This window comes from Streptococcus equinus, from assembly GCF_049393735.1.
Classification (GTDB): Bacteria; Bacillota; Bacilli; order Lactobacillales; family Streptococcaceae; genus Streptococcus; species Streptococcus equinus_G.
The window spans coordinates 928,764-953,939 of the sequence record NZ_CP185946.1 but is presented as its reverse complement, the minus strand read 5'-3'; the positions used below and the strand labels follow the sequence as shown (position 1 = coordinate 953,939).

General features: G+C 36.7%; 24 protein-coding genes. 21 read left to right on the top strand and 3 right to left on the bottom strand.

Annotation, left to right across the window (positions count from 1 at the left end):
• Window positions 1–100: 100 nt before the first annotated feature.
• The 14 genes from ACNTMY_RS04745 to ACNTMY_RS04680 all read left to right on the top strand — a co-directional run bounded on the left by ACNTMY_RS04745 (window position 101) and on the right by ACNTMY_RS04680 (window position 14,456).
• Window positions 101–925, top strand: coding sequence for a ZIP family metal transporter (locus ACNTMY_RS04745; protein ID WP_423215579.1), 825 nt, complete (start codon window positions 101–103; stop codon window positions 923–925).
• 105 nt (window positions 926–1,030) lie between these two features.
• Window positions 1,031–1,354, top strand: coding sequence for a putative quinol monooxygenase (locus tag ACNTMY_RS04740; protein ID WP_033152672.1), 324 nt, complete (start codon window positions 1,031–1,033; stop codon window positions 1,352–1,354).
• Between the two features lie 13 nt (window positions 1,355–1,367).
• On the top strand, window positions 1,368–1,700 hold the full coding sequence (locus ACNTMY_RS04735; protein ID WP_423215578.1) for a thioredoxin domain-containing protein: 333 nt from the start codon (window positions 1,368–1,370) through the stop codon (window positions 1,698–1,700).
• Window positions 1,701–1,713: 13 nt separating this feature from the next.
• Window positions 1,714–3,069, top strand: a complete 1,356-nt coding sequence (gene gorA, locus ACNTMY_RS04730) for a glutathione-disulfide reductase (RefSeq protein WP_423216842.1) — start codon at window positions 1,714–1,716, stop codon at window positions 3,067–3,069.
• Between the two features lie 104 nt (window positions 3,070–3,173).
• Window positions 3,174–4,484 carry an RsmF rRNA methyltransferase first C-terminal domain-containing protein gene (locus ACNTMY_RS04725; protein WP_423216841.1) on the top strand — a complete coding sequence of 437 codons (1,311 nt, stop codon included), beginning with the start codon at window positions 3,174–3,176 and terminating at the stop codon, window positions 4,482–4,484.
• Between the two features lie 142 nt (window positions 4,485–4,626).
• Window positions 4,627–5,493, top strand: coding sequence for a phosphate ABC transporter substrate-binding protein PstS family protein (locus ACNTMY_RS04720; RefSeq protein WP_423216840.1), 867 nt, complete (start codon window positions 4,627–4,629; stop codon window positions 5,491–5,493).
• A gap of 10 nt (window positions 5,494–5,503) precedes the next feature.
• Window positions 5,504–6,421 (top strand): phosphate ABC transporter permease subunit PstC, encoded by a 918-nt coding sequence (pstC, locus tag ACNTMY_RS04715; protein WP_134775270.1) that lies wholly within the window; start codon window positions 5,504–5,506, stop codon window positions 6,419–6,421.
• Window positions 6,411–7,298, top strand: a complete 888-nt coding sequence (pstA, locus tag ACNTMY_RS04710) for a phosphate ABC transporter permease PstA (RefSeq protein ID WP_134775269.1) — start codon at window positions 6,411–6,413, stop codon at window positions 7,296–7,298. Before pstC ends, pstA begins: the two co-directional genes overlap by 11 nt.
• 10 nt (window positions 7,299–7,308) lie before the next feature.
• Complete coding sequence (gene pstB, locus ACNTMY_RS04705; protein WP_134775268.1) at window positions 7,309–8,112, top strand: phosphate ABC transporter ATP-binding protein PstB; 804 nt, start codon at window positions 7,309–7,311, stop codon at window positions 8,110–8,112.
• An 11-nt stretch (window positions 8,113–8,123) separates the two neighbouring features.
• The gene (gene pstB / locus ACNTMY_RS04700; RefSeq protein ID WP_423216839.1) at window positions 8,124–8,882 is read left to right on the top strand and encodes a phosphate ABC transporter ATP-binding protein PstB; all 759 of its coding nucleotides are present in this window, start codon (window positions 8,124–8,126) and stop codon (window positions 8,880–8,882) included.
• 31 nt (window positions 8,883–8,913) lie between these two features.
• Window positions 8,914–9,567, top strand: a complete 654-nt coding sequence (phoU, locus tag ACNTMY_RS04695) for a phosphate signaling complex protein PhoU (RefSeq protein WP_423216838.1) — start codon at window positions 8,914–8,916, stop codon at window positions 9,565–9,567.
• A 202-nt stretch (window positions 9,568–9,769) separates the two neighbouring features.
• Window positions 9,770–12,313: a M1 family metallopeptidase gene (locus tag ACNTMY_RS04690; RefSeq protein WP_423216837.1), complete on the top strand. Its 2,544-nt coding sequence runs from the start codon at window positions 9,770–9,772 to the stop codon at window positions 12,311–12,313.
• 153 nt (window positions 12,314–12,466) lie between these two features.
• Entirely contained in the window at window positions 12,467–13,141 is a 675-nt protein-coding gene (locus tag ACNTMY_RS04685) for a response regulator transcription factor (RefSeq protein WP_024344055.1), read from the top strand.
• Window positions 13,131–14,456, top strand: a complete 1,326-nt coding sequence (locus ACNTMY_RS04680; RefSeq protein ID WP_423216836.1) for a sensor histidine kinase — start codon at window positions 13,131–13,133, stop codon at window positions 14,454–14,456. Before ACNTMY_RS04685 ends, ACNTMY_RS04680 begins: the two co-directional genes overlap by 11 nt.
• 84 nt (window positions 14,457–14,540) lie before the next feature.
• On the opposite strand, the gene rpsT is transcribed toward ACNTMY_RS04680, so the two are convergent.
• The gene (gene rpsT, locus ACNTMY_RS04675; RefSeq protein ID WP_004231769.1) at window positions 14,541–14,792 is read right to left on the bottom strand and encodes a 30S ribosomal protein S20; all 252 of its coding nucleotides are present in this window, start codon (window positions 14,790–14,792) and stop codon (window positions 14,541–14,543) included.
• A 75-nt stretch (window positions 14,793–14,867) separates the two neighbouring features.
• A complete protein-coding gene (gene coaA / locus ACNTMY_RS04670; RefSeq protein WP_423216835.1) occupies window positions 14,868–15,788 on the bottom strand; it encodes a type I pantothenate kinase in 921 nt (306 codons plus the stop codon).
• A gap of 113 nt (window positions 15,789–15,901) precedes the next feature.
• Between coaA and ACNTMY_RS04665 the strand changes: the two genes are divergently transcribed.
• The 7 genes from ACNTMY_RS04665 (at window position 15,902) to nox (ending at window position 24,065) form a co-directional block, all read left to right on the top strand.
• The gene (locus ACNTMY_RS04665; protein WP_423216834.1) at window positions 15,902–16,492 is read left to right on the top strand and encodes a class I SAM-dependent methyltransferase; all 591 of its coding nucleotides are present in this window, start codon (window positions 15,902–15,904) and stop codon (window positions 16,490–16,492) included.
• A 502-nt stretch (window positions 16,493–16,994) separates the two neighbouring features.
• Window positions 16,995–17,660: a deoxyribose-phosphate aldolase gene (gene deoC / locus ACNTMY_RS04660; protein ID WP_423216833.1), complete on the top strand. Its 666-nt coding sequence runs from the start codon at window positions 16,995–16,997 to the stop codon at window positions 17,658–17,660.
• A 187-nt stretch (window positions 17,661–17,847) separates the two neighbouring features.
• Window positions 17,848–18,903, top strand: a complete 1,056-nt coding sequence (locus ACNTMY_RS04655; RefSeq protein ID WP_423214639.1) for a BMP family lipoprotein — start codon at window positions 17,848–17,850, stop codon at window positions 18,901–18,903.
• 145 nt (window positions 18,904–19,048) lie between these two features.
• The gene (locus ACNTMY_RS04650; protein ID WP_423216832.1) at window positions 19,049–20,593 is read left to right on the top strand and encodes an ABC transporter ATP-binding protein; all 1,545 of its coding nucleotides are present in this window, start codon (window positions 19,049–19,051) and stop codon (window positions 20,591–20,593) included.
• Complete coding sequence (locus ACNTMY_RS04645) at window positions 20,586–21,638, top strand: ABC transporter permease (RefSeq protein ID WP_024344061.1); 1,053 nt, start codon at window positions 20,586–20,588, stop codon at window positions 21,636–21,638. The genes ACNTMY_RS04650 and ACNTMY_RS04645 overlap by 8 nt, the downstream gene beginning before the upstream one ends.
• Before the next feature lies 1 nt (window position 21,639).
• Window positions 21,640–22,596 (top strand): ABC transporter permease, encoded by a 957-nt coding sequence (locus tag ACNTMY_RS04640; RefSeq protein WP_423216831.1) that lies wholly within the window; start codon window positions 21,640–21,642, stop codon window positions 22,594–22,596.
• Between the two features lie 101 nt (window positions 22,597–22,697).
• Entirely contained in the window at window positions 22,698–24,065 is a 1,368-nt protein-coding gene (gene nox, locus ACNTMY_RS04635; protein ID WP_423216830.1) for a H2O-forming NADH oxidase, read from the top strand.
• 60 nt (window positions 24,066–24,125) lie between these two features.
• On the opposite strand, the gene ACNTMY_RS04630 is transcribed toward nox, so the two are convergent.
• Window positions 24,126–25,115 (bottom strand): L-lactate dehydrogenase, encoded by a 990-nt coding sequence (locus ACNTMY_RS04630; RefSeq protein ID WP_024344063.1) that lies wholly within the window; start codon window positions 25,113–25,115, stop codon window positions 24,126–24,128.
• Between the last annotated feature and the right edge of the window lie 61 nt (window positions 25,116–25,176).

Genomic DNA, 25,176 nt, shown 5'->3' with positions numbered 1-25,176 from the left:
ATGTTTTACTAGGTTTTTATTTTGTTTCTGTGGTAAAATAGGTTTAATTTGAGAAAACGTTTAGATGACTAATATTATATAGATTGAAGAGGAAATTTTTATGATGAATTGGCTATTGACGCAGAATGTTGTCTTTTTAGCCTTGCTAGCTGGACTATTTACATGGGGCTGTACGATTCTTGGTTCTGCAGTAGTTTTTTTCTTTACCAAAGTAAGTCGTAAATTGCTTGATGTGATGATGGGATTTGCAGCTGGAGTTATGATTGCTGCATCATTTTGGTCTTTGCTTGACCCTGCACTTGCCTATGCCAAAGCTGATTACGGAAGTTACGCATGGATTCCAGCGGCTGTTGGCTTTCTTCTTGGCGGTTTTAGTCTGCGCTTGATTGATGCGGTTGTTCCTCACCTACATCTTGGAAAGGATGTTTCAGAGGCAGAAGGGATTCAGCCTAAAAAGAAATTGTCAAAAACTGCTTTGCTCTTTTTAGCAATAACTATTCATAATTTTCCGGAAGGATTAGCAGTAGGGGTTACTTTTGGTGCACTTGCTTCTGGAAATATGACAACCGCTGCGCTTGTAGGAGCAATTGGTCTTGCTATTGGGATTGGTCTTCAGAATATCCCTGAAGGAGCAGCCTTATCAATTCCAATTCGTGCGGATGGTAGCTCTCGAAAACGAGCATTTTTCTTTGGTTCTATGTCAGCGATTGTTGAACCTATTGGAGCTGTCCTTGGCTCAGCTCTTGTCATCGTCATGTTGCAGATTATTCCTTATGCCCTTGCTTACGCAGCTGGTGCGATGATTTTCGTTGTTGTTGAAGAGCTAATTCCAGAATCACAAACTAATGGAAATACTGATGTTGCCACACTTGGTTTAATGGTCGGTTTTGTGATTATGATGGTGATGGATGTCGCCTTAGGGTGATAAAAGGTAAAAAGCTAGCATGTCTTGCTAGCTTTTTTTGCGTGCTGATTATTTGAAACTGTTTTCAAAATTTAATAAAATAGTAAAAAAGAAAGAGGTATTAAAATGTCAATTACAGTTAATTTATACTATAAAGGCGTTAATGGAAATGCTAGAAAATTCATGGAAGAGATGGAAAATTCAGGGACAGCAGATGCTATTCGTGCAGAAAAAGGGAACCTAAGATATGACTACTTTATTCCCGCCAAAGACCCTGAGACAGTTCTTTTAATTGATAGTTGGGAAAATCAAGAAGCTATCGACGTTCACCATGCTTCACCGATGATGGCAACTCTAGCAAAACTTCGTGACAAGTATGATTTGCATATGACGGTAGAACGTTATGTGTCAGATGATACTGATATCGATAGTGAATTTATTCGTAAATAATTAGGAGAATTATATGACTACATTTGCAGATTTTTTTACACCAATAAACGTAGCCAAAGCAGAAAATCAGTTACAAAACGCTGAAGAATTTATTCTATTTATTGGGCGCCCTACATGTCCTTATTGTCGACGTTTTGAGCCAAAATTAACTCAGGTTGCTAAAGAGAATAAACTTGATGTTTATTACATTAACAGTGATGAAATTTCACCTGAATTAGATAATCTTCGCTCTACTTATAATGTCGCTACAGTGCCAGGCCTTTTAGTGGCTAAAGGTGGCAGAGTTAAAGTAGTTTGCGATTCTTCATTGTCAGAGGAAGAAATTCTGAATTTTATCAAAAATTAGATTCGGAGATTTTATGGAAATTAAACAATACGATTATATTGTGATTGGTGGTGGTTCTGGAGGTATCGCTTCAGCAAATCGAGCTGCTATGCATGGCGCAAAAGTTATTCTTTTTGAGGCAAAGCAAGTTGGTGGGACTTGTGTGAACTTAGGATGTGTTCCTAAAAAAGTAATGTGGTACGGTGCTCAAGTTTCCGAAACGCTGGATACGTATGCTGAAGAGTACGGTTTTCAAGTTGAAAATACAACTTTTGATTTTAAAAAATTGAAAGAAAATCGACAACGCTATATTAATCGGATTCATGCTTCTTATGAACGTGGATTTGATAGTAATGGTGTTGAACGTGTTTATGAGTATGCTCGTTTTGTTGACGCACACACGGTTGAGGCGGCTGGACAATATTACACCGCTCCACATATCTTAGTTGCAACTGGTGGTCACGCTGTCTATCCAGATATTCCAGGTGCTGAGTATGGCATGGTTTCGGATGGCTTTTTTGAGTTGGATGAGCTTCCAAAACGCACTGCTGTTGTTGGAGCAGGTTATATTGCTGTTGAACTTGCTGGAGTTTTACACGCTCTTGGTTCACAGACAGATTTATTTGTTCGAAAAGACCGACCACTTCGTAAGTTTGATAAAGAAATCGTTGATGTTCTTGTGAATATGATGGTTGAAGATGGTCCGTGTCTGCACACTTACTCTATTCCAAAAGAAGTTATTAAAAACGCTGATGACTCACTTACATTAGTTTTAGAAAATGGTAAGTCGCACACGGTCGATGCTATTATTTGGGCAATTGGACGCAAAGCCAATGCTTCTGGTTTTGGACTCGAAAAGACAGGTGTTACACTAACTGATGATGGTTTTATTGAAACTGACGCATATGAGAATACTTCAGTTGAAGGTATTTATGCTTTGGGTGATGTCAATGGTAAATTGGAATTAACTCCAGTTGCTGTTAAAGCTGGACGTCAACTATCTGAAAGACTTTTTAACAATAAGCCAAATGCGAAGCTCGATTATCATAATGTGCCAACAGTTATTTTTAGTCATCCAGCAATAGGTTCAATTGGTTATTCGGAAGAAAAAGCTATTGAGAAATACGGTGCCGATAACGTAAAAGTTTATCGTTCAAGTTTTACTCCGATGTATACTGCTTTAGGCAACCACCGTCAGCCAAGTAAGATGAAATTAGTAACCCTTGGCAAAGAAGAAAAAATCATCGGACTTCATGGAATTGGATACGGTGTTGATGAAATGATTCAAGGATTTGCAGTCGCCATAAAAATGGGGGCAACTAAGGAGGATTTTGATAGTACGGTAGCCATCCATCCAACAGGAGCAGAAGAGTTCGTGACGATGAGATAAAGTTAGGGTAAAAGTAGTTTTTATAGCTACTTTTTTCTTTATTTAAAGGTTTTTAAGGCTAGTTGAAAGTTGTAAATCATATGTGAAATTGATATCATAGAGTTATGAAATTACCTGATAAGTTTATTGAAAAATATCGTAATCTTCTTGGTCAAGAAGCAGATGATTTCTTTGCTACATTTGATGAAGAAGCGGTCTCTGGATTTCGTGTAAATCCTCTAAAAAATGCTCAACAAGAGTTTGACTCACCAATTCCAAATACTCTTTGGGGGCACTACGGAAAAGTTTCTGGAAAATCAGCTGAGCACGTTTCGGGTCTTGTTTATTCTCAAGAACCAGCTGCACAGATGGTTGCCCAAGTCGCATCACCAAAAGAAAACATGCGAGTGCTTGATTTAGCAGCAGCGCCGGGTGGAAAATCTACTCACCTTCTCAGTTATATGAATAATACTGGTGTGCTTGTCAGCAATGAAATTTCAAGCAAACGTAGTAAAATTTTGGTTGAAAATATTGAACGATTTGGTGCTAGAAATGTTGTGGTAACTAATGAAAGTTCTGGTAAGTTAGCTAAAGTTTTCAAAGAATACTTTGACTTGATTGTTTTTGATGGTCCATGTTCTGGAGAAGGAATGTTCCGTAAGGACCCTCAAGCGACTCAGTACTGGCATGAAGGTTACCCAGCAGAATGTGCGAGTCTCCAAAAAGAAATTTTGGAAGAAGCCATGAAAATGCTAGCGCCTGGAGGAACATTAGTTTATTCAACTTGTACTTGGTCGCCTGAAGAAAATGAAGGTGTTGTTAAATGGCTATTGTCAACTTATGATAACTTAGAACTTGTTCCTATCGAAAAAGTTAATGGCATGGCTGAGGGAATTGATATGCCAGAAGTTGCTCGTATGTATCCGCATCGTTTTAAAGGCGAAGGACAATTCGTTGCTAAATTGCATGATACAAGAGAAGTTTCTCGTTCAAAAGTTAAGCCAGTTAAGTCTAATTTAACAAAAGATCGGTTGTCATTATGGCAAGATTTTGCAAAAAAACATATTAAGGTTGAGCTGAAAGGACTCTTGCAAACGTTTGGTGATAATTTGTATTTATTGCCAGAAGGTCTGCCAGATCTGAAAAAATTAAAAATTGCTCGAAATGGACTCCATCTTGGAACATTTAAGAAAAATCGTTTTGAGCCTTCGTTTGCTTTAGGCTTGGTACTTTCTCCAAAAGAAGTAGTACAGTCTGTAGAAATTGATATAGAACAGTTCAAGGTTTATGTCACTGGAAATGTCATAAACTTGAATGAGAAGTACAAAAATGGCTGGTATTTAATTTCTATAAATGGCAATGGAATAGGTTTTGCAAAAGTTACTGGAAATATTTTGAAAAATTATTTTCCAAAAGGTCTTCGCTTTAATCCGTGAACTGTTACAGGTACAATTTTTACCTTATATAGGTAGAAAAGCACTTTTCAAGGTTTCTGTGATGTGTTACTATTTCCTTGTGAGGTATTTCTAATACTTCATAGAATTTACTTTTTATTTTCAAAAGAAGTAGGAATCGCAAATGAAAAAAATGAAAATTATTAGCTTTTTATTGCTAGTTACTTCAGTTACTTTTGCTCTATCTGGCTGTGCAAGTTGGATTGACAAAGGGCAGTCGATTACTAGTGTCGGATCGACAGCTTTACAACCTTTGGTTGAAGCTGCCGCGGATGAATTTGGTTCGACAAATGTTGGAAAGACAGTCAATGTTCAAGGCGGTGGATCTGGTACAGGTCTGTCACAAGTTCAATCAGGGGCTGTACAAATTGGTAATAGCGATGTTTTCGCTGAGGAAAAAGAAGGAATTGATGCTGACAAGCTAGTTGACCATCAAGTAGCTGTGGCAGGACTTGCTGTGATTGTTAACAAAAAAGTTTCAGTTAACAATTTGACAACAGACCAACTTCACCAGATTTTTACCGGTGAAATTACCAATTGGAAAGAAGTTGGAGGGCCAGATTTAGCTATCTCAATCATTAACCGTGCTGCAAGTTCAGGTTCGCGTGCGACATTTGATAGCATCATCATGAAAGGTGATTCAGCTGTCCAAAGTCAGGAACAAGATTCAAATGGTATGGTTAAGTCAATCGTTTCGCAAACACCAGGAGCTATTTCTTATCTTGCTTTTGCTTACGTTGATACTTCTGTTAAAACAATTCGTTTAAACGGGTACAAACCAACAGCTAAAAATGTAACAACAAATAATTGGCCACTTTGGGCGTACGAACATATGTATACCAAAGGTAAAGCAACTGGCTTGACTAAAGAATTTTTGAATTTTGTTATGAGTGATAAAGTTCAAAAAGGTATTGTTGAGCATATGGGCTATATTTCAGTTAATGATATGCGTGTTACAAAAGCAGCTGATGGCACAGTTACAACGAAATAAAGGAGATGCTATGAGAAATCAAGATCTTGAAAAACAGTTAACGACGCCTTCGAAGAATTCTCGTCTTGAGAAATTTGGAAAAAGCATTACATTCTTTTGTTTAGTACTTATTGTTTTCATTGTAGCAATGATTTTAATCTTCGTTGCTCAAAAGGGATTATCAACTTTCTTTGTCGATGGTGTTAATCCAATCACATTCCTATTTGGAAGTAAATGGGATCCAAGTTCAGGATCATTTGGTGCTTTACCAATGATTTTAGGATCATTTATTGTAACTATTTTGTCTGCCTTGATAGCAACACCTATTGCTATTGGTGCAGCAGTATTTATGACAGAAATTTCTCCAAAATATGGAGCCAAAATTTTACAACCAGCTATTGAATTATTGACAGGTATTCCATCTGTTGTTTATGGATTCATTGGTTTGCAGGTTATCGTACCATTCACTCGTTCAATCTTTGGTGGAACTGGTTTTGGTATTTTATCTGGTGTCTGTGTGTTATTTGTCATGATTTTGCCAACCGTGACTTTCATGACAATTGATAGTTTAAAAGCAGTACCAAGACATTATAAAGAAGCAAGCTTAGCTATGGGTGCCACTCGTTGGCAAACAATTTGGCGTGTTATTCTAAACGCCGCAAGACCAGGTATTTTTACCGCTGTTATTTTCGGTATGGCACGTGCTTTTGGTGAAGCCTTAGCTATTCAAATGGTTGTTGGTAACTCAGCAGTTGTACCAACTTCTCTAACAACTCCAGCTGCAACCCTAACATCAGTTCTTACAATGGGAATTGGTAATACAGTTATGGGAACTGTTCAAAATAATGTTCTTTGGTCACTAGCATTAGTCTTGCTCATTATGAGTTTAGGATTTAACATGCTCGTTAAATTTATTACAAGAGAAAGAAAGAGAAACTATGCACGCTAAGAAATTTGATAAGTTGGCAACAGGAATTCTCTACACAATCGCTGGAATCATTGTTGCAATTTTGGCATCATTACTACTATATATCTTGGTTAATGGATTACCACATGTTAATTGGTCGTTCTTGACTGGAAAATCATCATCTTATGAAGCTGGTGGTGGTATCGGAATTCAATTGTATAATTCCCTCTTTCTTTTGGTGATCACATTAGTCATTTCTATTCCACTTTCAATGGGGGCAGGAATTTATCTATCTGAATATGCGAAAAAAGGGCGCTTAACAAACTTTGTTAGAACTTGTATCGAGATTCTTTCATCTTTGCCATCTGTAGTTGTTGGTTTGTTTGGTTATCTTATCTTTGTTGTTCAGTTCCAATATGGATTCTCAATCCTTTCAGGTGCATTAGCACTTACTGTATTTAACTTGCCACAGATGACACGTAATGTTGAAGATGGACTTCGTAATGTTCACCATACACAACGTGAAGCTGGACTTGCTCTTGGATTGTCACGCTGGGAAACAGTTGTTCACGTGGTTATTCCAGAAGCACTGCCAAGTATCGTCACTGGTATCGTCCTAGCATCAGGTCGTATCTTTGGTGAAGCAGCTGCGCTTATTTATACAGCTGGTCAGTCAGCACCAGCTCTTGACTGGGGAAACTGGAATCCACTAAGTGTTACAAGTCCAATTTCTATTTTCCGTCAAGCTGAAACATTGGCTGTTCATATTTGGAAAGTTAATAGTGAGGGAACTATTCCTGATGCAACCCAAGTTTCTCAAGGTAGTGCTGCCGTTCTATTAGTTTTCATTTTGATTTTCAACCTTTCAGCACGCTACATTGGTAAAAAACTTCACGCTAAGTTGACATCAGCAAAATAAAGGAGAAGAGATGACAAAATATAATTGGAACGAAAGACATATTATTACTTTTCCTGAAGAAAAATTAGCACTTTCTACAAAAGACCTTCATGTTTATTATGGACAAAAAGAAGCTATCAAAGGGATTGATATGCAGTTTGAGAAAAATAAAATCACTGCACTTATCGGACCTTCAGGATGCGGAAAATCAACCTTCCTTCGTAGCCTAAATCGTATGAATGATACCATCGATATCGCTAAAGTAACAGGTCAAATCTTATATGAAGGTATCGATGTTAATGCTAAAAACATTAATGTATACGAAATGCGTAAGCACATCGGAATGGTTTTCCAAAGACCAAATCCATTTGCTAAATCAATTTATAAAAATATCACATTTGCCTATGAACGTGCAGGTGTCAAAGATAAACAATTCTTAGATGAAATTGTTGAAACTTCTCTAAAACAAGCTGCGCTATGGAATCAAGTAAAAGATGATTTACATAAATCTGCGTTTACGCTATCAGGTGGTCAACAGCAACGTTTGTGTATTGCTCGTGCTATTGCGGTTAAACCTGATATCCTTTTGATGGATGAACCTGCCTCAGCACTTGACCCTGTTGCGACAATGCAGTTAGAAGATACAATGTTTGAGTTGAAAAAAGATTATACAATTATCATCGTGACTCACAACATGCAACAAGCTGCTCGTGCTAGTGATTACACAGCATTCTTTTACTTGGGAGATTTGATTGAATACGATAAGACAAACAACATTTTCCAAAATGCTAAATTACAATCAACTAGCGACTATGTATCAGGACATTTTGGTTAGGAAGGCATAACATGACAGAACCTATTTTACAAGTAAGAGACTTATCTGTTTACTATAATAAGAAAAAAGCTCTTGATAATGTCTCTATGGATTTCTATCCTAATGAAATTACAGCTCTAATCGGACCATCTGGTTCAGGAAAATCAACATTGTTGCGCTCAATTAACCGTATGGGGGATTTGAATCCTGAAGTAACTTTAACAGGGTCAATTGTGTACAACGGACACAATATTTATAGCCCTCGAACTGACACTGTTGAACTTCGTAAAGAAATTGGAATGGTATTTCAACAACCTAATCCGTTTCCGATGTCAATTTATGAAAATGTTGTTTATGGATTGCGTCTAAAAGGAATCAAAGACAAGCAAGTACTTGATGAAGCGGTTGAAAAGTCTTTAATCGGTGCATCAATTTGGGATGAAGTTAAAGACCGTTTGCATGATTCTGCACTTGGTTTATCAGGTGGTCAACAACAACGTGTTTGTGTTGCTCGTGTTCTTGCGACAAGTCCAAAAATTATTTTGCTTGATGAGCCAACGTCAGCACTTGATCCAATTTCAGCTGGTAAAGTTGAAGACACACTTTATGGTTTGAAAGATAAGTACACGATGCTACTTGTTACTCGTTCAATGCAACAGGCATCACGTATTTCAGATCGTACAGGTTTCTTCCTAGATGGAAAACTTATTGAATATGGTAAAACACATGAAATGTTTATGGACCCTAAATGCAAAGAAACCGAAGATTACATCACTGGTAAATTTGGATAATGATGAGAACCTTCAAAAGGGAGATGATATTATGTTAAGATCAAAGTTTGATGATGAATTAGAAAAATTGCACAATCAGTTCTATGCGATGGGAACTGAAGTGCTGTCACAAATCAATAAAACTGTCCGTGCTTTTATCAGTCATGACCGTGAACTGGCAAAAGAAGTTATTGAAGGCGACGAAATTGTCAATAATTTCGAAACAAAGCTAGAGAAAAAATCTCTTGAAATCATTGCTTTACAACAACCTGTCTCACAAGACTTGCGTACTGTAATTACTGTTTTGAAAGCTTCAAGTGACGTTGAACGCATGGGTGACCACGCTGCATCAATTGCAAAAGCGACTATTCGTGTTAAAGGTGAAGAACGTCTTCCAGAAGTAGAAGCTGAAATCAAAAAAATGGGTAAAGCTGTTCGTAATATGGTCGAAGAAGCGTTGGACGTTTACGTAACAGGTGATGAAGAACGTGCTTATGAAGTTGCTGCTTCAGATGAAGTGATTGATAGCTACTTTAAAGAAATCCAGAATATGGCTGTTGAGTCAATTCGTCAACAACCTGATACAGTATTTGCTGGTAAGGAATATCTTCAAGTAATTACTTATTTAGAACGTATCGGTGATTATGCACGTAACCTCTGCGAGTGGGTTGTTTACCTTAAAACAGGTAAAATCATCGAATTATAAGACTTTTAAGAGAAGGTATTTCCTTCTCTTTTTTTAGTTTTTTTAAACTGACATATATCATATTTTGTGATATAATGATGAAGTTTGATGGTCTTGTATATCTATTATATTGCCCTCTGATATAGAGACTGTCACCGGATTCAAATTTTTAGAGATTAGATGATATGAGGAAAGTCCTCATTCTACGTTTTAAAGGAGTTATATGAAAACTGTAGAACATTTTATTGAAAAGTTTGTTCCTGAGAATTACAATATTTTTCTTGATATCAATCGTCAAGATAAAACTTTTTCAGGAAATGTTGCCATTAATGGTGAGGCTTTGGATAATGCCATTTCATTCCACCAAAAAGATTTGACAATTGCATCAATTTTGTTAGACAATCAAAATCTTGAATTTACGATTGATAACGATAATGAAGCAGTTCACGTTGAATTACCAGAAACTGGAACAATGACATTGGTTCTTGAATTCTCTGGTAAAATCACTGATAATATGACAGGTATTTACCCATCATATTACACAGTGGACGGTGTTAAAAAAGAAGTTATTTCAACACAGTTTGAAAGCCACTTTGCGCGTGAAGCATTCCCATGTATTGATGAACCAGAAGCCAAAGCTACTTTTGATTTAAGTATCAAATTTGACCAAACTGAGGGTGAAATCGTTCTTTCAAATATGCCAGAAGTTGATGCTGAGCGTCGTCAAGAAACAGGGCTTTGGACGTTTGATACTACGCCTCGTATGTCATCTTATTTGCTTGCCTTTGCACTTGGTGATTTGCAAGGAAAAACAGCAAAAACTAAAAATGGTACTGAAGTTGGTGTCTTCTCAACAAAAGCTCACGCACTTAAATCACTTGATTTCTCACTTGATATTGCTGTTCGCGTTATTGACTTTTACGAAGAATACTTCGGTGTTAAATATCCTATTCCTTTGTCTTATCATGTAGCTCTTCCTGACTTTTCAGCTGGTGCTATGGAAAACTGGGGCTTGGTAACATATCGTGAAGTTTACCTTCTTGTTGATGAAAATTCAACTGTTAAAAGCCGTCAAAGTGTAGCTCTTGTCGTTGCTCACGAGTTGGCTCACCAATGGTTTGGTAACCTTGTTACAATGAAATGGTGGGATGATCTATGGTTAAATGAATCATTTGCTAACATGATGGAATATGTATCAGTTGATGCTATCGAACCATCATGGAATATTTTCGAAGATTTCCAAACTGGTGGACTTCCATTGGCACTTAAACGCGATGCTACTGATGGTGTTCAATCAGTTCACGTTGAAGTTAAACACCCAGATGAAATCAATACATTGTTTGACCCAGCGATCGTTTATGCTAAAGGTAGTCGTTTGATGCACATGCTTCGTCGCTGGTTAGGTGATGATGACTTCCGTGCAGGTCTTAAGATTTACTTTGAAAAACACCAATACGGAAATACAATTGGTCGTGATTTGTGGAATGCGTTATCTGAAGCTTCTGGAAAAGATGTCGCAGCCTTTATGGATGCATGGTTGGAACAACCAGGTTACCCAGTCGTGACAGCTGAAGTTGTTGATGACACACTTGTTCTTAGTCAAAAACAATTCTTCATCGGTGAAAATGTAGACCAAAATCGTATTTGGCCAATTCCACTCAATAGCAACTGGAAAGGTTTGCCAGATATTCTTACAGATGCACGTCTTGAAATTTCAAATTACAGTCAATTGGCTGCTGCTAATGAAGGTGCTTTCCGTCTAAACACTGAAAACACAGCACATTACATTACTAATTATAAAGGTGAGTTGCTAAATACAGTTCTTGACCAACTAACTGAACTTGATACTGTTTCAAAACTTCAAGTCATCCAAGAACGTCGTTTGTTGGCTGAAAGTGGTGAAATTTCATACGCTGAGCTAGTACCATTGTTGACTAAACTTGCTGATGAAACATCTTATCTAGTTGCAGAAGCTATTTCACAAGTTGTTGATGGTTTAGATATCTTCTTAGAAGAAGGCAGTCAAGCACAAGCTCAATTCAAAGCATTGATTAGTCATTTGATGCAAAAAAACTATGATCGTCTTGGATTTGAACCAAAAACTGGTGAATCTGATGAAGATGAAATGGTTCGTCAAAATACAATTTCTTTGATGTTGTACGCTGATAATGAAGATGCAGTAACAAAAGCAGAAGCTATCTTCCATCAACACAAGGATAATATTGAAGCAATTCCAGCATCAATCCGTATGTCAGTTCTAGCTAACCAAATTAAACACGCTGAAACTGAAGAATTAGTCTCACTTTATCTTGATACTTACGTTAAGACAAATGATGGAAACTTCAAACGTCAGTTAGCCTCAGCTTTGTCAAATACAAAATCTGAAGCAACAGTTGAACGTGTCTTAGCTGAGTTGAAAAATAAAGATGTTGTCAAACCTCAAGACCTTGCTATGAGTTGGTATCGTCCATTCCTTGACAAACCATTCTCTCAAGGAGCATTCTGGACTTGGGCACGTGAAAACTGGGATTGGATTAAAGCAGCACTTGGTGGTGACATGAGCTTTGATAAATTTGTTATCTACCCAGCTAATTCATTCAAGACAGTCGAACGTCTTGATGAATACAAAGCATTCTTTGAGCCACAACTTGATGATATGGCAATCAGCCGTAATATCACAATGGGTATCAAAGAAATCTCTGCTCGTCTTGATTTGATTAGCACAAGTAAAGTCGCAGTTGAAGAAGCTCTTGCAGCTGTAAAATAATATAAATTTAAAAGCATTTGAGGTCATCTCAGATGCTTTTTTTAGGATATCTTAAGTTCTTTAAGGTATCCTTTTTCTATTAATAAATTGTGTAAAATGCTTAGACCTAAGAGATAAGTCATGATATAATAAAGTGAATAAGGGAGCAGATATATGATTAAAATTTTATTAGTAGAAGACGACTTGAGCTTGTCAAATTCAATTTTTGATTTTTTGGATGATTTTGCAGATGTCATGCAAGTTTTTGATGGTGCAGAAGGCTTATATGAAGCAGAAAGTGGGGTTTATGACCTTATTTTGCTCGATTTGATGTTGCCAGAAAAAGATGGCTTTCAAGTCCTTAAAGAATTACGTGAAAAGGGTATTTCAACACCTGTTTTGATTATGACAGCAAAAGAAAGCCTCGACGATAAAGGACACGGATTTGAATTAGGTGCAGATGATTACCTAACAAAACCATTTTATCTTGAAGAACTTAAAATGCGTATTCAAGCCCTTTTAAAACGTTCTGGTAAATTTAATAACAATACTTTGTCATATCACGAATTAACTGCAGATACCTCAACAAATACAACAACAGTTAATGGTGAAAAGGTTGAATTACTAGGTAAAGAGTTCGATTTGTTAGTTTACTTTTTACAAAACCAAAATGTCATTTTGCCAAAATCACAAATTTTTGACCGTATTTGGGGATTTGATAGTGATACAACAATTTCAGTTGTTGAAGTATATGTTTCAAAAATTCGTAAAAAACTCAAAGGCACTAGCTTTGCCAATAATCTTCAAACACTGCGTAGTGTAGGTTACATATTGAAAGATGCTGAATAATATACAGAAAAAATTATCGACTGGGACTTTTTCACACTTTTTCCATTTTTTTGCTGTGTTTACAGGGATTTTCGTCATTATGACATTTATTATCCTGCAAATCATGAGATATGGTTTATATTCTTCTGTCGACACGACGTTACAAAATGCTGCTAATAATGCCAGTGACTATGTTACGAGAACGATGGAGAGAAGTGATTCGATTCAATCAGATAATACGATTAATGAGTCGGGAAAAAATAAACCAAGTTCTAATGATGGCTTGAGTAATGTTAGTGTCCTTCTATACGATTGTAATGGTAAAATTGTTAATGCTTTAGATGCGTTTATTCAATTTGGTTCACTAACGACGAGTGTTAATGATGATAAAATCGGTGAAATAAGCGAAGAAAAAATGACCACGATTTTTGGTCAAACAGAAAAGTATCATGTTTTGACTGTCAGAGTTTATAGCAGTGATTATCCAACGATTCAATACGCAACCTTTCTAATTAGTGTTCATCAACTTGATGAAGCAAATGAGAGGTATGCGACAATCACTATTACAGTTATGGCCATTTTTTGGATTATTTCGATTTTGGCAAGTGTTTATCTTGCTAACTGGACTCGTAAACCGATTCTTGAAAGTTATGAGAAGCAGAAACGTTTTGTTGAGAATGCCAGTCATGAATTGAGAACGCCGTTAGCTGTTTTGCAAAATCGTCTTGAAAGCTTGTTTAGACGTCCAGACGCAACAATTCTAGATAATAGCGAAAGTATCGCTGCAAGTCTTGATGAAGTGCGAAATATGCGCATTCTGACAACAAATCTTTTGAATCTTGCTAGACGTGATGATGGTTTGAAAGTTGAATTGGAAGAGATTCATCCATCAACCTTTAACGAGATTTTTGAAAATTATCAGATGATTGCTCACGAAAATAATAAAAAGTTTACTGCACATAACTTGGTTAATCGTCCGATAAAATCAGATAAGACTCTTTTGAAACAACTAATGACTATTTTATTTGATAATGCTATCAAATATACTGGTGATGATGGTGTTATTGAATTCACCATTAAAACAACAGAACGTCAAACAATTTTAACTATTACTGATAACGGACCTGGTGTTAGTGATGCGGATAAGCGAAAGATTTTTGATCGCTTTTATCGCGTTGACAAAGCAAGAACACGACAACAAGGTGGCTTTGGTTTAGGTTTGTCTCTTGCAAAACAGATTGTTGATGCTTTGAAGGGTGATATTCAAGTTAAGGATAACAAACCAAAAGGAACAATTTTTGAAGTTCGTTTTAATCGACATAATTTTGGTAAATAAAAAAGACGCTGATTACAGCGCCTTTTTCATGTAAGAGTGTTCATTGTTAAAAAGAAAAACTCCATTTGGAGTTTTCATTGGATATTATTTAGCCAATTTAGCAGCAAGACGTGCTTTATCGCGGCTAGCTTTGTTTTTGTGAATCAAACCTTTTGATTCAGCTTTGTCGATGCTTGCAGAAGCAGCACGGAAAAGCTCTTCAGATGGGTTAGCTTCAAATGCTTTGATAGCAGAACGCATAGCTGATTTTTGTGCTGAATTTTTTTCGTTTTGTTTAACGTTAAGTTCAGCGCGTTTGATAGCTGATTTAATATTTGCCAATGTTTTCACCTCCAAATTAATCTAACTACATTATTATATAGAATTTATTGCGATTTGGCAAGTCTTAATCGTCGTTTCAGTGAAATTTACTCATTTTTTCAAGTAAATTTGGTCTATTCTGTGATTGTTGGTCTTATGTAAGATTAACTCTGCTCTATTACGAGTTGGCTCAATGTATTTTTCAAGGTTTACAAGGTTGATTGTTTTCCAAATCATTTTAGCAAATTCTATCGCATCGTTATGAGACATTTTGACAAATCTATTATAGTAGTTTGTTTTATCTGTTTTAGCTAATTCTAGTAGACTGTCAAAACGTTCTAAGTACCATCTTTCGATTAAATCGTTTTCGGCATCGATGTAAATTGAAAAATCGAAATATCCTGTCATATAAATGCGTTTGTTTTTTTGATTTTGAAAAACATTAATACCTTCAACGATTAAGAAGTCTGGAGCTTCGATGGTTTGTTTTTGGTCGGGTATAATATCGTAAACTTCGTGTGAATAAACTGGAATATGAGCAGTCATTCCGTTTTTGACCGTATCTAAAAAGTTTAAGAGAAGTTCCATATTATAGCTCTCAGGAAAACCTTTGCGGTCTAAAATATTTTTCTCAATCAGAACTTCATTTGGATAGATGAAACCATCAGTTGTGACCATTTCAACTTTACTATCTTTAAATGTTCTAGCTAAAAGAAGTTGTAAAAGACGACTTGTTGTTGATTTTCCAACTGCAACTGAGCCTGAAATACCAATAATGAAAGGTCGTTTACTAGCTTCTTTTTTTAGAAAAATCCCTTTAGAGAAAGATAAATTTTCTTGTGAGTTTTTGTAAATTTGAATCAGACTAATCAGCGGAAGATAGACTTCAATAACATCTTGAATACTAATATTATCGTTCAAACTTTTAATGGACTCAAGTTCCTCTGCCGTAAGAGGAGGATGTGTCTGCTGGTGAAATTCTTTCCATTTCTCACGAGAAATAAGATCAAAATTAATAAATTCGTTAGTCATACGAAACTCCTTAAAGAGGTTGTGTACTTTATTATAGCATTTTAAAGATAGATTGAAAACAGTTACAATGTATGCTAAAATAGAAATGCATTATAAGAGAAAGTGATAGAAGAATGACTAAAATGTATTACGCTGAAAACCCTGATAGTGCTCATGATATTCATGAATTAAAAGTCACACTACTTGGTCAATCATTCACATTTTTGACTGACTCAGGTGTTTTTTCTAAAAAAATGGTAGATTATGGAAGCCAAGTTCTTTTAAATAGTTTAGAATTTAATCAAGGTGAAACACTCTTGGATTTAGGTTGTGGGTATGGACCGTTAGGAATTTCATTGGCTAAAGTCCAAGGAATAAAACCAACAATGGTTGATATCAATAACCGTGCGATTGATTTGGCTAAGCAAAATGCGAACAAAAATGGTGTTGATGCCGATATTTATCAATCAAACATCTACGAAAAAGTTACAGGAACTTTTGACCACGTCATTAGTAATCCACCGATTCGTGCTGGGAAACAAGTGGTTCATACAATTATTTCTGAAAGTATTAACTATTTGAATGATGGTGGTGATTTAACAATTGTTATCCAGAAAAAACAAGGTGCCCCAAGCGCAAAAGCAAAAATGGAAGAAATTTTCGGAAATGTTGAGATTTTAAAACGCGATAAAGGCTATTATATCCTTCAAAGTAAAAAAATTTAAAAAAATATTTATGAAACTTTATTGAATGAGGAGACGATTTTCATTTAATAAAGTTTTTTATTTTATCCTTGATATATCAACGTTTGTGACAAATGTCATAGAATAATTATGACACATAAGTCATATAATCGTGAATAATTATCCTGCTTATATTGATAAAAATAACCTTTATAACCGTTTTCAAACAAAAGTGAAAACCGATTTTTATTTTAGAAAAACTTGCCAATGGGTATATTTTTGTGTAAAATAGTTCAGAAATAACGAATATGACATATGACATATATGTCATATATATCGTGTATGATATGCTTTAATAAGCTTTTTGTTGACTTTGCCTTGTATAATTCCTTTAAAATTAATTTTCGGGTTTTGCCATTTTTGTTGATTATTAAAAAAATACTCAAAAAACCTTTTATTGTGTCGAAAAAATGGTAGAATAGATGAGGTGTAAATATTAATCAGAATGATAAAATTCATTCTCAGGAAGGAATAAACTAGTTTAATGTCTATTAATAAGTATATTGATCACACATTGTTAAAACCTGAAAGCACTCAAGAGCAAATCGATAAACTCATTGCAGAAGCTAAAGAATATCACTTCGCAAGTGTCTGTGTAAATCCAACTTGGGTTTCTCACGCTGCTGAAGCTTTGAAAGATTCTGAAGTTAAAGTATGTACTGTTATTGGTTTCCCTCTTGGAGCAAATACAAGTCGTGTTAAAGCTTTTGAAACAAAAGATGCGATTGAAAACGGCGCTGATGAAATTGACATGGTAATCAATATTGGTCAATTGAAAGCTAAACAGTATGATTTTGTTGAAAATGATATTCGTGCTGTTGTTGAAGCAAGTGGTGATAAATTAGTTAAAGTTATCATCGAAACTTGTCTACTAACTGATGAAGAAAAAGAAAAAGCATGTCAACTTTCTGTAGCTGCTGGTGCAGATTACGTTAAAACTTCAACAGGTTTCTCAACTGCTGGAGCAAATGTTCACGACGTTGCCTTAATGCGTAAAACAGTAGGACCAAACGTTGGTGTTAAAGCTGCAGGTGGTGCTCGTACATATGCAGATGCTGAAGCATTTGTTGAAGCTGGTGCAACTCGCATCGGTGCTTCTTCAGGTGTCGCTATTGTAAATGGCGAAACAGCAGCAGAAGGCAGCTACTAATCATTAGTTAAGAAGAATAGAACATTTTTTGATTGTTGACGGTCGCGATGATGGTCAGGTGGTGACATTGCCACAGTTTTGGGACTCACAGAAGTCTGTTCTTAAAGTTGTTCATTAAGCCATTTGGCTTGTGATAGATTTTTAGCAACGAAGGTTGCTTATAAGTTTTTTAGGAGGGTTCATTTTCATGAACAAGAAAATTGTTGGTCTTGGACTTGCTGCAGTAGCAACTCTAGCTCTTGGCGCATGTAGCCGTTCAAATTCTTCTAGCTCTAGCTCAGATTCTAGCGTAAAAGCTGCAATCGTTACTGATACAGGCGGTGTTGATGACAAATCATTCAACCAATCTGCTTGGGAAGGTATGCAAGCTTGGGGTAAAGAAAACAAATTGAAAAAAGATACTGACTACACTTATTTCCAATCAGATAGTGAGTCAGACTACGCAACAAACCTTGACTCAGCTGTTTCAAATGGTTACAACTTAATTTTTGCAATTGGTTACAATCTTCACGATGCAGTTGTAGAAGCTGCCCCACAAAATGAAGATACAAACTATGTTATCGTCGATGACGTTGTTAAAGATCAAAAAAATGTTGAAAGTGTTGTATTTGCAGATAATGAAGCTGCTTACCTTGCTGGTATCGCAGCAGCAATGCAATCTAAAACAAAACACGTTGGTTTTGTAGGTGGTGTTGAATCTGACACAATCACTCGCTTTGAAACTGGATTTAAAGAAGGTGTTGCATCAGTTGATAGCTCTATCAAAGTTGATGTTCAATACGTTGGTTCTTACTCTGATTCAGCTAAAGGTAAAACAATCGCTGCAACTATGTATGCAGGTGGTGCTGATGTTGTTTACCATGCTGCAGGTGGTTCTGGTACAGGTGTCTTCTCACAAGCAAAAGAAATCAACGAAAAATTGCCAGCTGATAGCGATGAAAAAGTTTGGGTTGTCGGTGTAGACCGTGACCAAACTGAAGAAGGTAACTACACTTCATCTGATAAAGTTAAATCAAACTTTGTTTTGACTTCAACTATCAAAGAAGTTGGAGAAGTTGTTAAAGATATTGCTAACGGTCAAGTTAAAGGCGATAAATTCGAAGGAAACACAACTCGTACTTATGGTCTTAAAGACGGTGGTATCGATATCGTAACAACAAACCTTTCTGATGACATTAAATCAGCAGTTGAAGCTGCAAAAGAAAAAGTCATCAAAGGCGAAATCAAAGTAGACGAAAAATAATCGCTCTTTAGGAAAAAGCGACCACACGGTCGCCTTTTTTCCGAGCTGAGATAAAAATATTTTTATCTCAGTTAAGTTCACTAAAGTTATTTTTGGTGGGCTTAACTGACCTAAAAATTTATTATTAGACTGAAAGGGATCACACATGACACAAGAAAACGTCATTGAAATGCGTGAGATTACCAAAAAGTTTGGTGATTTCGTTGCGAATGACCATATTAATTTAGAAGTCAGAAAAGGTGAAATCCATGCGCTTCTTGGAGAAAATGGTGCAGGAAAATCGACTTTAATGAATATGCTTGCTGGTCTACTACAACCAACAAGTGGTCAAATTTTGGTGAAAGGTGAAGAAGCAACTCTTGATTCACCTTCTAAATCTGCTAAGATGGGTATCGGAATGGTTCACCAACACTTTATGCTTGTTGAAGCATTTACTGTTGCAGAAAACATTATTTTAGGTAATGAAGTGACAAAAGGCGCTGGCATTCTTGATATCAAAAAAGCAAGTAAAGAAATCAAAGAATTATCTGAAAAGTACGGTTTGGCTGTTGATCCATCTGCTAAAATTTCAGATATCTCTGTCGGTGCACAGCAACGTGTTGAAATCTTAAAAACACTTTATCGTGGTGCTGATATTATCATCTTTGATGAGCCAACTGCTGTTTTGACACCTTCTGAAATTACTGAATTACTTGACATTATGCGTAATTTGGTTAAAGAAGGAAAATCAATCATCTTGATTACTCACAAACTTGATGAAATCCGCGCTGTCGCTGACCGCGTTACTGTTATTCGTCACGGTAAATCAATTCAAACAGTTCCGGTTGCTGATTCAACAAGTAGTGAACTTGCCGAAATGATGGTTGGTCGTGCAGTTTCATTTAAAACTGATAAAGTCCCAGCAAATCCTAAAGATGTTGTGTTGTCAGTTAAAGATTTGGTTGTTAACGAAAACCGAGGTGTACCAGCTGTTAAAGAATTGTCACTTGATGTCCGTGCTGGTGAAATCGTTGGTATCGCAGGTATCGACGGTAACGGTCAAACTGAATTGGTAGAAGCTTTGACTGGTTTGCGTAAAGTGGAATCAGGTCACTTCTTCATTAAAGGTGTCGACATGACTAACCAACGTCCTCGTAAGATTACTGAATTGGGTGTTGGTCACGTGCCAGAAGATCGTCACCGTGATGGTATGGTTCTTGATATGACAATTGCTGAAAATATTGCTCTTCAAACTTATTACAAAGAGCCACTCAGCAAACATGGATTCATGAACTACAACAAATTAAATGAACATGCTCGTAAGTTGATGAAAGAATTTGACGTTCGTGCAGCCAGTGAACTCGTTTCAGGTGGTGCATTGTCAGGTGGTAACCAACAAAAAGCTGTTATCGCTCGTGAGATTGACCGTAATCCTGATTTACTTATCGTTAGTCAACCAACACGTGGACTTGACGTCGGTGCGATTGAATATATCCGTAAACGCTTGGTTGCAGAACGCGATAAAGGTAAAGCAGTCTTAGTAATTAGCTTTGAATTAGATGAAATCCTTGATGTTTCTGACCGTATTGCCGTTATTCACGATGGTAAAATTCAAGGTATCTTAGACGCTGCCACAACCAATAAACAAGAACTTGGTATTTTGATGGCTGGTGGTAAAGTGGAAAAGGAGGATTCTAATGTTAATGTCTAAGAAAACTCAAAAATGGGCTGTGCCATTGATTGCAGTCTTCCTTGGAATGTTGCTTGGAGCTATCCTTATGCTAGCTTTTGGTTACAATCCTTTATGGGCATACAACGATTTGCTTTATACAGCATTTGGTTCAGTTAAAAATATTGGTGAAATCTTCCGTGCAATGGGTCCACTAATCCTTATTGCGCTTGGGTTCTCAGTTGCTTCAAAAGCTGGATTTTTTAACGTTGGTCTTCCTGGTCAAGCATTGATCGGTTGGGTAATGTCAGTTTGGTTTGCTCTTTCATTCCCTGGCCTTCCAAAACCAATCTCAGTAATTTGTACTGTTTTAGTTGGTCTTATTGCTGGTGGTATTGCTGGTGCGATTCCAGGTATTCTTCGTGCCTTCCTTGGTACAAGTGAAGTTATCGTTACAATCATGATGAACTACATTATCTTGTATGGTACACAGTATCTTATTCAAGATGTGTTCTCTGATAAAATCATGCGTACAACAGAAGCAACTATCAAAGTTTCTGAAAATGCTTCTTATCAAACAGAATGGTTATCAGCTTTGACAGATAACTCTCGTATCAATATCGGTATCTTCATCGCCTTGATTGCCGTTGTTGTTGTCTGGTTTATGATGCGTAAAACAACATTGGGTTATGAAATTAACTCAGTAGGTATCAACCCACATGCTGCTGAATACGCTGGTATGTCAGCTAAACGTTTAATCGTTGTTTCAATGATTATCTCTGGTGCCCTTGCTGGTCTTGGTGGTACTGTAGAAGGGCTTGGTACATTTGGAAATGTATACTCACAAACAAGTTCTCTAAGTATTGGTTGGGATGGTATGGCCGTCTCACTTCTGGCAGTAAACACTGCTTTAGGTATTCCATTTGCAGCATTCTTGTATGCCGTTTTGGCTATCGGTAAAACAGGTATGATTGGTATCCCATCAGAAGTTATCGATGTTGTGTCTGCCTTCATTATCTTCTTTGTTGGAGCAGATTATATGATTCGTCAATTTATTAAAACTAAAAATGAAGAGGGAGGAAAGTAAGATGAGTTTTTCAACAACGTTAGCCCTATTAGTTTCTTCCATGTTAATTTATTCTGCACCTTTGATTTTTACAAGTATTGGTGGTACATTCTCAGAACGCGGTGGTATCGTTAACGTCGGTCTAGAAGGTATCATGGTTATGGGTGCTTTCTCTGGTGTTGTTTTCAACTTGAAATACGCCGCTGTTTTTGGACATGCAACTCCTTGGGTTGCTTCAATTGTAGCAGGTCTCGTTGGTATTGTTTACTCTCTTATCCATGCTGCAGCTACAATTAATTTCCGCGCTGACCACGTCGTTTCTGGTACTGTACTTAACTTGATTGCTCCAGCATTTGCTGTTTTCCAATGTCGTCATATGTTTGGTAAAGGGCAAACAGATACGATTACTCAAACTTTTGGTCGTTTTTCATTCCCGATTTTGAAAGATATCCCAGTTATTGGTAAAATTTTCTTTAACAATACATCTTTAGTTGCTTATGTTGCAATTTTGGTATCATTTATTTCATGGTTTATCATCTTTAAAACTCGTTTTGGATTGCGTCTTCGTTCAGTTGGTGAACACCCACAAGCAGCAGATACACTTGGAATCAATGTTTACTTCATGCGTTATGCAGGAGTTATGATTTCTGGTTTCCTTGGAGGAATCGGTGGTGCAGTTTATGCCCAAACAATTTCTAACAACTTTGCAGTAACAACTATTGCTGGACCTGGTTTCATCGCGCTTGCTGCAATGATTTTCGGTCGTTGGAATCCAATCGGTGCTATGCTTTCAAGTCTATTCTTTGGCTTGTCACAATCACTTGCTATTATTGGTGCACAATTGCCATTCTTCTCAAGTATTCCATCAGTTTACTTGAAAGTTGCTCCATATGTTTTGACAATCGTTGTCTTGGCAGCATTCTTTGGTAAAGCTGTTGCTCCAAAAGCAGATGGTATCAATTATATTAAATCTAAGTAATAAAATGAGCTGGTATTTTACCAGCTTTTTTAAGCATAAAAGTTGTAAGCGCTTCAAATATATGATATATTGAACTAAATAAATAATGTGAGGTTACTTTTATGAGTAAAATTGTTGTAATCGGAGCAAACCATGCTGGTACAGCCTGCATAAAAACAATCTTAACTAACTATGGTTCAGAAAATGAGGTCGTAGTTTTTGATCAAAATTCAAATATTTCCTTTTTAGGATGTGGCATGGCGTTATGGATTGGAGATCAAATTTCTGGTCCAGAAGGACTTTTTTACTCAAGTAAGGAAGAACTTGAAGCATTAGGTGCACGGATTTACATGAATTCTCCTGTAATAGCTGTTGATTATGATGAAAAATTAATTACAGCCATAGTTGATGGGAAAGAGCACGTTGAAACTTACGAAAAGTTGATTTTTGCGACAGGATCTCAGCCAATCGTTCCACCGATTAAAGGTGTTAAACTTAAAGAAGATTCAAGGGAATTTCAAGCAGAACTAGAAAACATTCAATTTGTTAAATTGTATCAGAATGCTCAAGATGTTATTCAAAAGTTAGGTGATAAAGAGATTTCACGAGTTGCAGTAGTGGGAGCAGGTTATATTGGTGTCGAGCTTGCTGAAGCCTTCAAGCGCAAGGGAAAAGAGGTTACGCTAATTGATGTCGCTAGAACTTGTCTTTCAGGTTATTACGCTGATGATTTTAGTGATATAATGGCAGCAAATCTTCAAGCACACGGCATTAAACTTGCTTTTGGTGAGACTGTACAAGAGATTACTGGTAATGGAAAAGTTGAGAAACTTATTACTGATAAAGCAAGTTACAAGGTTGATATGGTTATCCTAGCTGTTGGTTTTAAACCAAACACTAGTCTATCAAATGGAAGTGTTGAACTGTATAAAAATGGCGCATTTCTTGTTGATAAGAAGCAGGAAACAAGTGTTTCTGGAGTTTACGCTATAGGTGACTGTGCTACAGTTTATAACAATGCTTCGCAGGAAATAGACTATATTGCACTTGCATCTAACGCTGTAAGAACTGGTATTGTCGCTGCACACAATGCTTGTGGACATAGTCTTGAAGGTGTTGGAGTACAAGGCTCAAATGGAATTTCAATTTATGGACTTAATCTTGTTTCTACTGGATTGACGCTTGAAAAAGCTCAATCAAAAGGATTCGATGCAGAAGAAATAGAATACTCTGATAAGCAGAAGCCTGATTTTATCAAAAAAGATAACTATGAAGTTACCCTAAAAATAACCTATGATAAAAAATCTAGAAGAATATTAGGGGCTCAGATGCTAGCTATGGCAGATATTTCGCTTGGCATTCATTTCTTCTCACTAGCTATCCAAGAAGGACTAACGATTGACAAATTGGCTCTCACTGATTTATTCTTCTTACCACATTTTAATAAGCCATACAACTACATTACAATGGCTGCGCTGAATGCAAAATAATTAGAAACAACACAAAAAAGCCATCCAAAAGGATGGCTTTTACTAATCAAAAACTAGAAATTAGTTTTTGCAAGCAGAAGCGAATTCTTCTTTAGAGAAAGCTTCGTCGATGATAGCTTTCAATTCTTTAGCAGAAGCTTCCATTTTTTGTTGTTCAGCGTCATTCAATGGAATGTTTACTGGACGAACGATACCGTGTGCACCAACGATAGCTGGTTGACCGATGTAGCAGTCAGTTACGTTAGCGTATTGACCTTCTTGGAATACAGAAAGTGGAAGAACTGCGTTTTCATCGTTAAGGATTGCTTTAGTGATACGAGCAAGCGCAACAGCGATACCGTAGAAAGTAGCACCTTTTTTGTTGATGATTGAGTAAGCAGCGTCACGAACACCTTCGAAAAGTTCAACCAATTCTGCTTCGTCAACGTTTTGAACGTCTTTAAGGTAGCTTTCAAGGTTTACACCAGCAACGTTTGCGTGTGACCATACAGCGAATTCTGAGTCACCGTGTTCACCCATGATGTATGCGTGAACTGAACGAGCATCAACATCAAGTTTTTCAGCCAATGCTTGACGGAAACGAGCTGAGTCAAGTGAAGTACCTGAACCGATAACGCGTTCTTTAGGGAATCCAGAGAATTTCCATGTAGAGTAAGTCAATACGTCTACTGGGTTAGCAGCAACCAAGAAGATTCCTTTGAATCCTGATTTAACAACTTCAGTTACGATTGATTTGTTGATAGCAAGGTTTTTACCAACAAGGTCAAGACGAGTTTCACCTGGTTTTTGTGGAGCACCTGCAGTGATAACTACAAGGTCAGCATCTGCACAGTCTTCGTATTTAGCTGCGTAGATTTTTTTAGGTGAAGTGAAAGCAAGAGCGTGGCTAAGGTCTTCAGCATCCCCAACAGCTTTGTTGAACAATTGTGGGATTTCGATGATACCAAGTTCTTGAGCGATTCCTTGGTTTACAAGTGCGAATGCGTAAGAAGAACCTACGGCACCGTCACCAACAAGGATAACTTTTTTGTGTTGTTTAGTTGCAGTCATTTATCTAAACATCTCCTTAATTTTTTTAGGCTGACGCCCATACGAATAATATTTTAACACG